At 71.4% G+C, this 12,853-nt stretch carries 12 protein-coding genes and 1 pseudogene; 11 read left to right on the top strand and 2 right to left on the bottom strand.

Going from position 1 to position 12,853, the window contains the following annotated elements; all coding sequences use genetic code 11:
• Nucleotides 1-36: 36 nt before the first annotated feature.
• The 5 genes and pseudogenes from MQE23_RS03140 (at nucleotide 37) to MQE23_RS03120 (ending at nucleotide 4,426) form a co-directional block, all read left to right on the top strand.
• Nucleotides 37-771, top strand: coding sequence for a response regulator transcription factor (locus MQE23_RS03140; RefSeq protein ID WP_243378170.1), 735 nt, complete (start codon nucleotides 37-39; stop codon nucleotides 769-771).
• Nucleotides 768-2,213, top strand: a complete 1,446-nt coding sequence (locus MQE23_RS03135; RefSeq protein WP_243378168.1) for an ATP-binding protein — start codon at nucleotides 768-770, stop codon at nucleotides 2,211-2,213. The genes MQE23_RS03140 and MQE23_RS03135 overlap by 4 nt, the downstream gene beginning before the upstream one ends.
• Before the next feature lie 91 nt (nucleotides 2,214-2,304).
• Nucleotides 2,305-2,433: pseudogene (locus MQE23_RS03130) on the top strand (MFS transporter); the annotation flags it as partial.
• Between the two features lie 13 nt (nucleotides 2,434-2,446).
• Nucleotides 2,447-2,635 (top strand): hypothetical protein, encoded by a 189-nt coding sequence (locus MQE23_RS03125; RefSeq protein WP_347710161.1) that lies wholly within the window; start codon nucleotides 2,447-2,449, stop codon nucleotides 2,633-2,635.
• A gap of 57 nt (nucleotides 2,636-2,692) precedes the next feature.
• The gene (locus MQE23_RS03120) at nucleotides 2,693-4,426 is read left to right on the top strand and encodes a GAF domain-containing protein (protein ID WP_243378167.1); all 1,734 of its coding nucleotides are present in this window, start codon (nucleotides 2,693-2,695) and stop codon (nucleotides 4,424-4,426) included.
• Nucleotides 4,427-4,451: 25 nt separating this feature from the next.
• Here the strand turns inward: MQE23_RS03120 and MQE23_RS03115 are convergent, their stop codons facing one another.
• Nucleotides 4,452-5,153: a response regulator transcription factor gene (locus tag MQE23_RS03115; protein WP_243378165.1), complete on the bottom strand. Its 702-nt coding sequence runs from the start codon at nucleotides 5,151-5,153 to the stop codon at nucleotides 4,452-4,454.
• A gap of 214 nt (nucleotides 5,154-5,367) precedes the next feature.
• Between MQE23_RS03115 and MQE23_RS03110 the strand changes: the two genes are divergently transcribed.
• The 4 genes from MQE23_RS03110 to MQE23_RS03095 all read left to right on the top strand — a co-directional run bounded on the left by MQE23_RS03110 (nucleotide 5,368) and on the right by MQE23_RS03095 (nucleotide 10,427).
• Nucleotides 5,368-6,273, top strand: coding sequence for a universal stress protein (locus tag MQE23_RS03110; protein ID WP_243378164.1), 906 nt, complete (start codon nucleotides 5,368-5,370; stop codon nucleotides 6,271-6,273).
• Between the two features lie 178 nt (nucleotides 6,274-6,451).
• Nucleotides 6,452-9,145, top strand: a complete 2,694-nt coding sequence (locus MQE23_RS03105; protein ID WP_243378163.1) for a bifunctional GNAT family N-acetyltransferase/acetate--CoA ligase family protein — start codon at nucleotides 6,452-6,454, stop codon at nucleotides 9,143-9,145.
• 39 nt (nucleotides 9,146-9,184) lie between these two features.
• Nucleotides 9,185-9,916: a CBS domain-containing protein gene (locus MQE23_RS03100; protein WP_243378162.1), complete on the top strand. Its 732-nt coding sequence runs from the start codon at nucleotides 9,185-9,187 to the stop codon at nucleotides 9,914-9,916.
• Between the two features lie 16 nt (nucleotides 9,917-9,932).
• A complete protein-coding gene (locus tag MQE23_RS03095; RefSeq protein ID WP_243378161.1) occupies nucleotides 9,933-10,427 on the top strand; it encodes a flavodoxin domain-containing protein in 495 nt (164 codons plus the stop codon).
• A gap of 109 nt (nucleotides 10,428-10,536) precedes the next feature.
• On the opposite strand, the gene MQE23_RS03090 is transcribed toward MQE23_RS03095, so the two are convergent.
• Entirely contained in the window at nucleotides 10,537-10,950 is a 414-nt protein-coding gene (locus MQE23_RS03090; protein ID WP_051185517.1) for an STAS domain-containing protein, read from the bottom strand.
• Between the two features lie 288 nt (nucleotides 10,951-11,238).
• On the opposite strand from MQE23_RS03090, the gene MQE23_RS03085 reads away from it, so the two are divergent.
• Together MQE23_RS03085 and MQE23_RS03080 are read left to right on the top strand one after the other, a co-directional pair.
• The gene (locus tag MQE23_RS03085) at nucleotides 11,239-11,658 is read left to right on the top strand and encodes an Hsp20/alpha crystallin family protein (RefSeq protein ID WP_037668034.1); all 420 of its coding nucleotides are present in this window, start codon (nucleotides 11,239-11,241) and stop codon (nucleotides 11,656-11,658) included.
• A 311-nt stretch (nucleotides 11,659-11,969) separates the two neighbouring features.
• Nucleotides 11,970-12,851, top strand: coding sequence for a universal stress protein (locus tag MQE23_RS03080; protein ID WP_020271334.1), 882 nt, complete (start codon nucleotides 11,970-11,972; stop codon nucleotides 12,849-12,851).
• Nucleotides 12,852-12,853 lie beyond the last annotated feature (2 nt).

Here is a 12,853-nt window from a genome sequence, read left to right as displayed (position 1 = left end):
CACGGCAGCGCCGGGCTGGGGGATGCTGGACCGACCATGGACGAGCGCCGAACGAAATCTCTCCTGCACCGCCCCGACGGGGCACCGGTGCGGGTCCTGGTCGTCGACGACGAACCCGACGTCACCGACGTGCTGGCCGGCGTACTGACCGGCGAGGGCTGGCAGGTGCGGACGGCCGCCGACGGGGTCGGCGCGCTCGCGACGGCCCGTGACTTCCGGCCCGACGCGGTGGTCCTGGACTGGATGCTGCCCGACCTCGACGGCCTGCAGGTCCTGCGCGAACTGCGGCGCGAGGCGCCCAGCGTGTGCGTGCTGTTCCTGACCGCCCGCGACGCGGTCGAGGACCGCATCGCAGGCATCACCGCGGGCGGCGACGACTACGTCACCAAGCCCTTCAGCCTGGAAGAAGTCCTGGCCCGGCTGCGCGGACTGCTGCGCCGGGCCGGCATGACCACAGAGCCGGGCGAGAACTGGCTGACGGTCGGCGACCTCACCATGGACGAGGAAGCCCGCGAAGTCCGCCGCGCCGGCACGGTCGTCGACCTGTCCCGCACCGAGTTCGAACTCTTGCGGTTCCTCATGCGCAACCCCCGCAGGGTGCTGTCCAAGGACCAGATCCTCGACCGGGTCTGGGCCTACGACTTCGGCGGCCGCGCCCACATCGTCGAGCTCTACATCAGCTACCTGCGCAAAAAGATCGACGCCGGACGCACCCCGATGATCCACACGGTGCGCGGTGTCGGTTACGTCCTCAAGCCGGAGCCCTCGTGAGACGCCTTGCGCCCCGCTCCCTGCGCGGCCAGCTCACCACCGGACTCGTCGCCCTCCTCGCCATCGCGTGTCTCGCCGTCGGCATCACCACCGTCCTCGCTCTGAGAGGGTTCCTGGTGGGGCGTCTGGACGAACAGCTCACCGCCTCCGGCGGCCGGTTCGCCGCCAGCCTGGAACACGAAGCCACACCCGACGCCGACAACCGCCCCGATACCCGCGGGCAGTCCGAGGCGACCTTCGGCGCCCGCCTCCTTGCCGGCGCCGTCACCCAGGCCGCCGTGGTCGACGACGCGACCGACCGCCCCGTCCAGCTCACCCAAGGCGATCGCCGCGCACTGGCAGACCTCCCCGCCGACGGGCGCGGACACACCATCCGCCTCTCCACGCTCGGGCCCTACCGCCTCACGGCCGTCCAGGGCGACGACCACGACATCCTGATCACCGGTCTGCCGCTGCACCCCGTCGAAGACACACTCCACCGCCTCGAAGCCGTCGAGGCCGCCGTGTTCGGCGCAGCCCTCGCAGCCACCGCCATCGCGGGCGCCCTGTGGGTACAGATCTCCTTGCGCCCCCTCCAGAGGGTCACCGCACAGGCCGCCGGCGTCGCCAGGCTGCCGCTTGCCAGCGGCGAAGTCGCCATGCCACAGCCCCTGCCCGACACCGACCCACAAACCGAAGTCGGCCAGGTCGGCACCGCGCTCAACCACATGCTCGGCCACATCGAGGACGCCCTCACCCGGCGCCAGACCGGCGAGGAAAGACTCCGCGCCAGCGAGGAAAGACTCCGGCACTTCGCCGCTGACGCCAGCCACGAGCTCCGCACCCCCGTGGCCAACATCCGCGGCCACGCCGAACTCGCCCTGCGCCACCACAGCCCCGTCCCCGCCGAAGTCCACCACGCCCTGGAACGCATCGACGCCGAATCACAGCGCATGACCCGCCTTGTCGACGACTTGCTCCTCCTCGCCCGCCTCGACGCCGGACGCCCCCTCGAACGCGAGACGGTCGACCTGACCCGGCTCGTCCTGAACGCCACCGAGGACGCCCGCGCCGCAGGCCCCCAACACCGCTGGCTCCTCGACCTCCCCGAAGAACCCGTCACCGTCACCGGCGACGCACACCGTCTCCAGCAGGCCATCGGCAACCTCCTCGCCAACGCCCGCACCCACACCCCACCGGGCACCGAGGTGACCATCTCCCTCACCGCAGACACCACCAACACCTGCGTGACCGTGAGCGACAACGGACCGGGCATCCCCGAAGAACTCCAGCCCGAAGTCTTCGAACGCTTCGTCCGCGCCGACCGCGCCCGCTCACGCAGCACCGGAAGCACAGGTCTCGGCCTCGCCATCGTCCACGCCGTCATCACCGCCCACGGCGGAACCGCCGACGTCACCAGCACCCCCGGGCACGCCACCTTCCGCCTGCTGCTCCCCAACTGACATGCGTCCGGCCCGCCCGTCGTCCCCTATGCGGATCGAGCCACGGCGAAGTGCCGAGCTATCGCGGGACGCCCGGTATTGAGCCGCTCCGTCGTTCGAGCAGTCGCTGCTGGTCGCGGTGCCCGACGTGGTCGGCTCTCTGGGGCGCATCGCGGTCGGTGCCCTGACCGACCGGTCCGGCGGACGGGGCATGTTACCGATCGTTTCGGCGGCCGGCATCTGCGAAGGTCGGCATCATCGCGGCGGGCGATATCGGTCGCAATCCCGCCCGTCGGTTGACCGCGCTCGGCCATGACGCCGCCGTCGCCAACTCCCGCAGCCCCCGCTTTGACCGCGCTGGCCGAGGGGACGGGCGCGAGGCAGGTGGGGTCGAGGAGGCGGCGCGTGGTGCCTGCCTAACCCTGCCACCGCCACTATCGTGAAGGGTGGAAGACGCCCGCCTGACCTGGGTGTGTCCGCGGAGCCGGTCGGAGGCGACGATGAGCGGGGAACGGCGCGGGCAGCCCGGTCAGCACCTGCCGAAGCTGCGGCTGGACGAGTTGCTGGACGAACTGCAGGCGCGTATCGACGCGGCGCGCGGCGCTCAGGATCGCGTGCACAGTCTGTTGGAGGCGGTGCTGTCGGTCGGGCGGGAGCTGGATCTCGCGCAGGTGCTCCGGCGCATCGTCGAGGCGGCTGTCGTGCTCGTGGACGCCGAGTACGGGGCCCTGGGAGTCATCGGTGACGACCGCATGCTCTCCGAGTTCCACACCGTCGGCATCAGTGACGAGCAGCGGGCCCGGATCGGGGATCTGCCGAGCGGGCACGGCATTCTGGGCGAGCTGATCCGGCATCCGGAGCCGCTGCGGTTGGCGGAGATCTCCGCGCATCCGTCCTCGTACGGCTTTCCGTCGCACCACCCTCCGATGCACTCCTTCCTCGGTGTCCCCATCCGGGTGCGTGACCAGGTGTTCGGCAACCTGTACCTCACAGAGAAGCGCGGCGCGGTGGAGTTCGACGCCGAGGACGAGTCGGTGCTCTCCACCCTCGCGGTGGCGGCGGGTGTGGCCGTGGAGAACGCCCGCCTGTACGAGGAGACGCGGCTGCGCGAGCGCTGGCTGGGGGCGAGTTCCGAGGTCACGCGTGCCCTGCTGTCGGGGGCCCCGAGCACGGATGTCCTGGGGCTGATCGTGGAGCAGGCGCGGCAGATCGCCGACGCCGATGCCGGGATGATCGCCGAACGGGTGCCCGAGGAGAACGCGCTGCGGCCGATGCTCGCCGTCGGGCTGGACGCGGAGCGGCGCAGCGGTCTGGTGATGTCCGGGCAGGACGGGTTCGTGGCCGCCGTTCTCGCCACGGCGGAGCCTGCGGTGAGCGCCGATATCCATGAGGATGCCCGGACCAGTGGGCATGCGGCGCAGTGGGCCGGGCTCGGGCCCGTGGTCGGCGTGCCGCTGGAGGTCGGCGGCAAGGCCGGCGGTGTGCTGCTGCTGGGGCGTGCGGCGGGGCGTACGCCGTTCACGGATGCCGACACCCGTCCCTTGCTCGGGTTCGCCGGGCAGGCGGCGCTGGCGCTGGAGCTGGCCGAGCGGCGGCGGGACGCCGAGCAGATCGCGCTGCTGCGGGACCGTGACCGGATCGCGCGTGATCTGCATGACCTGGCCATTCAGCGGCTGTTCGCGGCTGGGATGACGCTGCAGAGCACCCAGCGCTTCGTCGATCATCCGGAGGCCGTGGAGCGGTTGACGCGGACCGTGGATGATCTGGACGAGACCATCAAGATCATCCGGTCCACGATCTTCGGACTGCGGACACACAGCGGTGGGGCGAGGGAGAGCAGCGGTCTGCGGGGCCGGGTCTCGGGCGCGGTGACGGCGGCTGACTCGTCCCTGGGTTTCACTCCCGCGGTGCGGATCGAGGGGCTGGTCGACACCGACGTGCCGGGTGATGTCGCTGATCACGTGCTTGCGGTGCTCGGCGAGGCTCTGAGCAACGTGGCCCGGCACTCCGGGGCCCGCTCCGCCGACGTGCACCTGCGGTGCGCCAAGGGAGAGTTGACCCTCACGGTGACCGACGACGGTCGCGGGGTACCGGAGGGTGTCGCGCGCAGTGGGCTGAAGAACATGGAGGAGCGGGCCATCGCGCTCGGCGGGGAGCTGCGGATCGGTAAGCGGCCGGAGGGAGGCGGTACCCGGGTGGTGTGGCGGGTTCCGGTGCGGTCGCCGCAAGGATGACCGTCGGCTTGCCGGTGACTCAGGCTCAGTGCGCCGGGCGCTCGCTCGCCTCGGAGTGCTCCAGGTGTGACGCGAGGACAGCGGCCTGGACACGTCGCTGTACGCCGAGCTTGGCCAGGAGCCGGGAGATGTGGTTCTTGACGGTCTTCTCGGAGAGGTAGAGCTTCTTGCCGATCTCGCGGTTGGTGAGCCCGTCGCCGATCAGGGCGAGAATGTCCCGCTCCCGTGGCGAAAGGCTCGCCAGTTCGGGTGCGACGGCCGGTTCCTCGGAGGGGTCGGCGCGCAGCGAGCGCATCAGCCGGCCCGTTGTCTCCGGGTCGAGCATGGACTGTCCCGTGGCGACCGTGCGTACCGCCGAGACCAGGTCGGAGCCCCTGAGCTGCTTGAGCACATAACCGGCGGCCCCAGCCATGATCGCGTCGAGCAGCGCCTCCTCGTCGTCGAACGAGGTCAGCATCAGACAGGCCAGCTCGGGCATGCGGCTGCGCAGCTCGCGGCAGACGGTGATGCCGTCGCCGTCCGGCAGGCGTACGTCGAGAACGGCCACGTCGGGGCGGAGCGCAGGGCCCCGGGCGAGTGCGTGCTGGACGTTCTCGGCGTCCCCGACCACCGAGATGTCGGGTTCGGCGTCCAGGAGGTCCGTCAGACCGCGGCGCACGACCTCGTGGTCGTCGAGCAGGAAGACCCGGATCGGGTGCTCCTCGGTGAAGGTGCGCGGCTCGGTCATCTCGACCCCTCGTTCCCCGGAACGCCGGTAGGGCGGACTGCAGACTGCCCCTGACAACGATCGTTACGCGCCGGGGCCGGATGCACCAGGGCCGATCGGCCCCAGTTGTGCCGGTGGGGCCGGTCGGTCCCTACAGGGGACCTGTGGCCCCTCGACGACGACCGTTCGCGTAGGCACGCTCGAACCATCAGCCGTTACTCAGGAGGTGGAGACCATGACGCGCACGATCATCGTCGGCCTCGACGGCTCGCCGGAGAGCCGGGCCGCCGCCGAGTGGGCTGCCCGTGAGGCGAAACTGCGCGGCCTGCCGGTCAAGATCCTCCACGTGTGGGAGCCAGTGCCGGAGCCCGTGGCACAGGCCCCGCTGCTCGGCGCCGAGACCCGTCAGCACTGGAGCGAGAAGATTCCCCGCGATTCTGCCGAGGGTCTCCGGCTGCGCCACCCCGGTGTCGAGGTGACCGCCGAGCATCTGGCCGGTCGCCCGAGCGAGATGCTGTGCGAGGCCGCGAAGGGAGCCGAGTTGCTCGTACTCGGCTCGCGTGGCCTGAGCGGGATCGGCGGGTTCCTGGTCGGCTCGGTCGGCTTGGCCGTCGTCGCGCACGCCGAGTGCCCCGTGGTCCTGGTCCGGGCCGGTGAGCAGGCGGCGGACGAGCACGAGATGGACCCGGCGGGCATACCGTCGGCCGTGACGCGGTACCGGCCGGTCGTGCTCGGCATCGACATCGACAACCTAGATGCCTCGGTGATCGAGTTCGCCTTCGACGAGGCTGCCCGGCGCGATACCGGCTTGCGGGCCGTGCACGGGTGGAGCCTGCCCCCGTACTACATGGACGGCCCGACCACCGACCTGGAACGGTACGACCAGATCGCCCACTGGCACGTCTCCGCACTCGCCGAGGCACTGAGCTTGTGGCGGCAGAAGTACCCGTCCGTCGAGGTGGCCGAGGAGTCCCCATCAGGCAGCCCGGCGGGCCGCCTGATCGACGCCTCCCGCAGGGCCTCGCTGGTCGTCGTCGGCCGACGGATACGCCGCCACCCGTTCGGGGTGCACATCGGTCCGGTCACGCATGCCGTCCTGCACCACGCCACAGCGCCCCTCGCCGTCGTCGCCCACGACTGAGACACAACCCAAGAGGCGGTGGTCCGGCCGGCCAGCCGCGCGGCGTACCAGGGACTTACCGCGGGGCGCCGTAGGGCCGATCGGCCCCCGGCTGCCCCGGACGGCCCATAGGGCCGCTTCAGGACGCGCTGGATGCTCGAAGCGTCGGCAGCCGCCGAGCGGCTCGGAGGAGACCACCATGACGAACGATCTGCTCGACCGCCCCCCGGTCCACGCGCTGCTCGCGGACGGCACCACCGTGTGCATACGTCCCGTGCGGCCGGGCGATCACGAGCGGCTGCGAAGCTTCTACGAGGAGATGTCCCCGGAGAACCTGCGGCTGCGGTTCTTCGCGGCGAGCCGCCGTTCCGCCGCGATGGCCGCCGACCGGGCCTGCGCGCCGGCGCGCGCGGGCTACCGGGCCCTGCTCGCCGAGACGCAGGGCCGGGTGATCGGGCTCGCCGAGTACGACAGCGGCGGCGAGGAGGATACGGCCGAGATCTCCGTCGCGGTCGCGGACGGCGTGCACCACCGTGGGGTGGGCACCCTTCTCGTCGAGCACTTGGTTTCCGCCGCCCGCGCGAACGGCATCACCGCGTTCACGGCCGACGCGTTGGGTGAGAACCATGAAGTGCTCCGGCTCTTCGCCGACCTCGGTCTGCGCACGGCCCGGCACTTCGACGGCCCCGAGGTGCGCTGCACCATTCAGCTGGACCAGGACGATGCCTACCTGTCGGCCGTGGAGGAGCGGGGCCGGGCCGCCGACGTGGCCAGTCTGCAGCCGCTCTTCCGGCCGGACGCGGTCGCCGTCGTCGGCGCCGGGCGCAGGCCCGGGTCAGTGGGCCGGGCGATCCTTCACCACCTGAAGGCCGGCGGCTTCACCCGGCACCTGTTCGCAGTGAACCCCGCCGCCACCGCGATCCTCGGCGTGCCCTCCCACCCGTCGGTCAGCGCCCTGCCGAAGACCCCCGATCTCGCGGTTCTCGCCGTGCCCGCCGCCGCGGTGCCGGCTACCGCCGAGGAGTGCGGTAAGGCGGGCGTACGAGCTCTCCTGGTCGTCACCGCCGGCCTCGACGCCGACCAGGCACGGGCGCTCATGGCCGCCTGCCGCACGTACGGCATGCGGCTCGTCGGCCCGAACTGTCTGGGCATCTCCAACACGGATCCGCACGTCAGTCTCGACGCGACCTTCGCCGCCGACCATCCGCGCCCCGGCACGGCGGGGGTCGCCGTGCAGTCGGGCGGCGTCGGCATCGCGCTCCTCGACGGACTGTCCCGCCTCGGCATCGGCGTGTCGACCTTCGCCTCCCTCGGCGACAAGTACGACGTCAGCGGCAACGACATGCTTCAGTGGTGGGAAAGCGACGGCCGCACCGACCTCGCGCTGCTGCACCTGGAGTCGTTCGGCAACCCGCGCGCGTTCTCGCGTACGGCCCGGCGCGTGACCCGCCGCATGCCGGTCCTCACGGTGGACGCCGGCCGTACGGAGGCGGGCCGGCGGGCTGCCGCGTCGCACACCGCGGCTGCCGCTACCCGCACCATGACCCGGCAGGCGCTGTTCACCCAGGCCGGTATCACCGCCACCCGCTCGGTCGGCGAACTCCTGGAAACCGCCGCCTTGCTGCATTCCCAGCCGCTCCCAGCGGGTAACGGCGTTGCCGTCGTCACGAACGCGGGCGGCATCGGCGTGCTCGCTGCCGACGCCTGTGCGGAGGCGGGGCTCGTGCTGTCGTCGTTCGGCGACGAGCTGACCCATGACCTGAAAGCCGTGCTGCCTGACGGAGCCGCGATCGGCAATCCGGTGGATGCCACGGCCGCGGTGACCGAGGAGCAGCTCAGCGCGTGTGTCGAGCGGCTGATGACGTACGGCGGCATCGACGCGGTCCTCGTGGCCCTGGTGCCCACGGCGGTCGCCGAGGCGACCGGCGACGACCTGACGCGGGCGGCGACCCGCGTCCCGAGCCGCCGGGACCGGCCGGTCGCCGTCGTACGCCTGGAGCAGGGCGTTCCGGTGACACTGCTGCCCGCGGCCGCCGGCGGCACGATCCCCTCGTACGCCGAGCCGCAGGCCGTGGCCCGGGCGCTGGCCCACGCGGCGCGCCGCGCTGCCTGGCTCAGCCGGCCCGTCGGCACGGTCCCGGAACTGGAAGACATCGGCACAGGGCGAGCTCATGAGATCGCCGAGGAGTATCTCGCCGTGTGGCCGGATGGCGGCTGGCTCGACCCACGCGCCTGCGCTGAACTCCTCGACTGTTGTGGCATCCCCCAGATTCCGTGGGCCTGGGCGGAGACAGAGGATGAGGCGGTCCTCGCGGCCCGGCGGCTGCGGGGCCCGGACGGCCGGGTGGTGCTGAAGGCGTACTGGCCGGGACTGGTGCACAAGACCGAGGAGCGTGCCGTCCATCTCGACCTCGAAGGAGACGCCCAAGTGCGGGCGGGCTTCCGGGATTTCGGGACACGTTTCGGCGACCGGCTGAGCGGGGTGGTCGTCCAGCCGCTCGCCGAGCGCGGCACCGAGCTGTTCGCCGGCGTCGTCCAGGACGAGGTCTTCGGGCCGCTCGTCCTCTTCGGGCTCGGCGGCACGGCCACAGACGTACTTGCTGACCACGCCGCCCGACTCGCGCCACTCACCGACCACGACGTGCACGACCTGATCACGTCTCCGCGCTGTGCACCGCTGCTGTTCGGCTCGCGTGGCGGCCGGCCCCTGGACCTCCCGGGGCTGGAGCAGTTGCTCCTGCGCCTGTCGCGTATGGCGAGCGACCTGCCACAGCTCGCGGAGGCCGACTTCAACCCGGTCCTCGCGACGCCCGGCGCGGTCACCGTGCTCGACGCCCGACTGCGCCTGCTGCCGCGCCGGGCCCAGGACCCCTATCTGCGCCGACTCCGCTGAGTCAGCCGCGTCGGCCGAGCCAGCCGAGGAGGACACACCATGAAGCACAACAAAGTCGGCTCCGTCATGACCATGGACGTGGTCCGGGCCGTCTGCGGAACCCCGTTCAAAGAAGTGGCCCGGCTGCTCGCCGACCACCGGATCAGCGGACTGCCCGTGGTGGACGAGGACGACCGAGTCATCGGCGTCATCTCCGAAACCGACCTGATGGCCCACCAGGCCGCGACCCCCGCCCCGTACGAGCCCAGCCGCCGCTTCCGATTCGCTGTGCTGAATCCCGCCGTGCGGCGCCGGGCCGCGAAGGCGACGGCGCGCACGGCCGGTCAGCTGATGAGCACGCCACCGTTCACCGTGCACGCCGACGACACCATCATCGAGGCCGCGCGGACTATGGCCCGGCGGCACGTGGAGCGGTTGCCGGTGCTCGACGAAGAGGACCGGCTGGTCGGCATCGTCACCCGGCGCGACCTGCTCCAGGTCTTTCTGCGGCCCGACGCGGAGATCCGCGACGAGGTGATCGACGAGGTACTGGTACGTGCGCTGTGGCTGGCACCGAGCAGTATCGACGTCTCCGTCACCGAAGGCGTGGTCACGCTCGCCGGCCAACTGGAACGCAGGAGTGAGACGGCCATCGCCGCATCCATGACCCGGCAGATCGACGGCGTGGTCGCCGTCGTCGACAGGCTCACCTGGCGCCTGGACGACACGCGTCTGCGGTCGGACGAACAGGCGCTGCACGGCGTGACCGACGACTTTCTGCGAAAACTGTGAGAGGAGGCGGACCATCATGCCGACGAACGTGCTGGTCGCCTACGGAACGACGAACGGATCCACCGCGGAGATCGCCGAGACCATCGCCGAAGTCCTGCGCGAGGACGGGCTGACGGTCGATGCCCTCCCGGCCCGGTCCGTGCCGAGTGCGGCGCCGTACGACGCCGTCTTGGTCGGCGGCGGGCTGTACGCCGGCCGCTGGCACAAGGATGCCCGCCGCTTCGTCCGGCGTCACGGCAAGGCCCTGGCCGAACGCCCGGTGTGGTTGTTCAGCAGCGGCCCGCTCGACCCCTCGGCATCGGAGCGGGACATCCCGCCCGTGCCCGGGGTGAAGAAGGCCATGGCCCAGCTCGATGCCCAGGAGCACATCACCTTCGGCGGCTGCCTTCGGGAGGGCGCGAAGGGATGGGTCGCCCGGATGATCGTCCGTAACGGAAAGGGCGGGGACTTCCGGGACTTCGACCAGATCAAGGCATGGGCGGCGCGGATCGGCCAGGAGCTGACGAGCTGACGGGAAGGGCTGCGGTCGGCGGCGTGTCGCCGGGGCTGAGCCCTGCCCGGGGCTGAGCCCTGCCCGGGGCTGAGCCCTGCCCGGGGCTCAGCCCGGCCCGTCCTGGCGGTCAGCGGAGCTCTGGGGCCGGTCGGCCCGCCGTGACGTTGTCAGCTTCGGCGGTCGGCGTATCGGCCACGCCATCGGGCAGGCACGGGAGCACTTCGAAGACGCCCGCCAGACCGGCGTGCCGGAGGGTCCACCGGAAGAAGGTGCTGTCGGTGACCAGACGTAGTCGGCCGTGCCGAGCCATGGCCCTGTTCCGTGCCCGGCACAGGACCCCCAGCCCGGTGCAGTCCATGAAGGACACCGCGCCCAGGTCCAGTACCAGGTCGGGGCACGGACCGGCGGTCAGTACGTCGAGGCGCCCCGCCAGACCCGGTGCCGTGAGCAGGTCGATCTCGCCACACACTGTCACGACGGTGGTCCCGCCGACCGTGCGCTCCGTGGGATGCGGAGTGGACCCGATGGAAGTATCGGACATGGTCCCAGCGAAGCCGGGTGCATGGGGCGTGCGATAGGGCCGACCGGTCCTGGTACCCGGGTCCGGTAGGGCCTTCGTCAGTGCGGTCGCGGACCGGCCGCCCCAAAAGTTGACCATGACACCGCGCTCCTCGGCTCCGTACGGCAGCTGTGTGGGCTTCGTCCTTTCCAGCGTCGGACGGTCGTCCTGGTGAGGGCAGGTGCCGCCCGACCCTCCCGATGGGCCGGTCGGCCCAAGCGCGCACAGTGCCCGGTGGAAGACGCTGTTATTGGAGAAGAGGTGAACGAAATGACCAGCACGATCGAGAGGCTCGCCGGCCTGCCAGTGATGTCCGCCCCGACCGATTGGGCGGAGGCAAGCTTCCCTGTGATGGACACCGTTCGCGAAACGCGCGCCATCCACGTGGAAGAGCGCCTGACCGACGGGACGTATGTGCTGCTGGCCGAGCTTCCGGGAGTCGACGCCGAGGACATCGAGATCACTATCAGAGGAGGTGTCCTGACCCTGCGCGCCCAGCGCAGCGTGGTGGCCGCCGAGAAGCAGTTCCTCTACGGCCACTACACTCCGCTGCCGACCGGGGCGAAGGGCGACGAGGCCACGGCGCAGTACCAACATGGTGTCCTGACCATCACGATGCCGGTGCTGGAGACGGGGCCCGGCACCCGAGTCGCCCCGGTGCGGGAGCCTCTGAGCGTGACAGTGCCCTGAGTCGCACATGAATGTGCCGCGAGTCGCACAACGGGTTCGCAGCGGATCCGCTCTTCCGGTGGACCCTCGTGTTTCCAGGAGCTGCCGGTCCCCCGGCGGGAACGGCGGTTGAGTGGTTGCGCCCCAGAGCGGCTCATGCCCGGCATGCGGTCTTGCGCCCGCCCGCGAGCCCGCTGGCCAGTCACGGGCGGGCCTGACCGTTGGGCCGAGCGTCCCCGGCAGGGACCGAACAGCCCCCACGCGACCGGCTGTTCCGGGGGTGACGGTGAGAGTGAACCTGCAGACTGCCCGACAGTGAGGCGGTGGGAACGATGAGGCTGGACCTGCCCTTGGTCGTGGGCGTGGACGGATCGGACGGTTGCCTGGTGGCGCTCGACTGGGCGGTGGATGAGGCCGCCCGGCACGGACTTTCGCTGCGGCTGGTATACGCCTCCCTCTGGGAGCGCTACGAGGGCATCACCCCGTCACTCAGTACCGGACGCCCGTCGGAGCAGGTGATGGCCGACCACATCGTCGCCTCCGCGGCGCAGCGGGCCCGGCGGCGCAACCCCGACGTGAAGGTGTCCACCGACGTCCTCCCGGCCGAAGCGGAGGACGCGCTTCTGCGGGAGAGCAACAACGCCTGCGCCCTGGTCACCGGTTCGCGGGGCCGTGGCGAGCTGAAGGGACTGCTGCTCGGTTCCGTCGGGCTGGCCGTCGCGGCCCGCGCGCACTGTCCGGTGATCGTGGTGCGGGGCGACAAGGCCGGCCTGGCCGGTACCCACGAGCGGATCCTCCTCGGGGCCGGGGACCCCGCTGTCGGCGGAGAAGCGGCGTGGTTCGCCCTTCGTGAGGCCGAGGTACGTGGGTGCACTCTCGACGTGGTCCGGGCCTGGCGCTGCCCCGCGCACGAAACCGCAGATGTGGCCGCGCTCGCCGAGACAGGTGCCCGGTACCACGAAAAGCGGGCCCGAGCCCAGGCGGACGAGCTGCTCCGCGGCCCGGTCGCCGACCACCCGGACGTGCGGGTGCGCCGCACGACGGTGGAGGGGCCCGCCCGTAAGGTGCTGGTGGACCGCTCAGCCGCAGCCGACCTCGTGATCGTCGGAGCGCGGCGACGGCAGGACCCCTTCGGGCTCCAGCTCGGCCGGGTGGCCCACACACTCCTGCACCACGCCCAGTGCCCTGTTGCGGTCGTGCCGCAGCACGTATGAGT

The organism is Streptomyces sp. HP-A2021, from assembly GCF_022807935.1.
Taxonomy (GTDB): Bacteria; Actinomycetota; Actinomycetes; order Streptomycetales; family Streptomycetaceae; genus Streptomyces; species Streptomyces afghaniensis.
The sequence above is the reverse complement of the archived record's forward strand: the minus strand, read 5'-3'. Positions and strand labels throughout refer to the sequence as shown.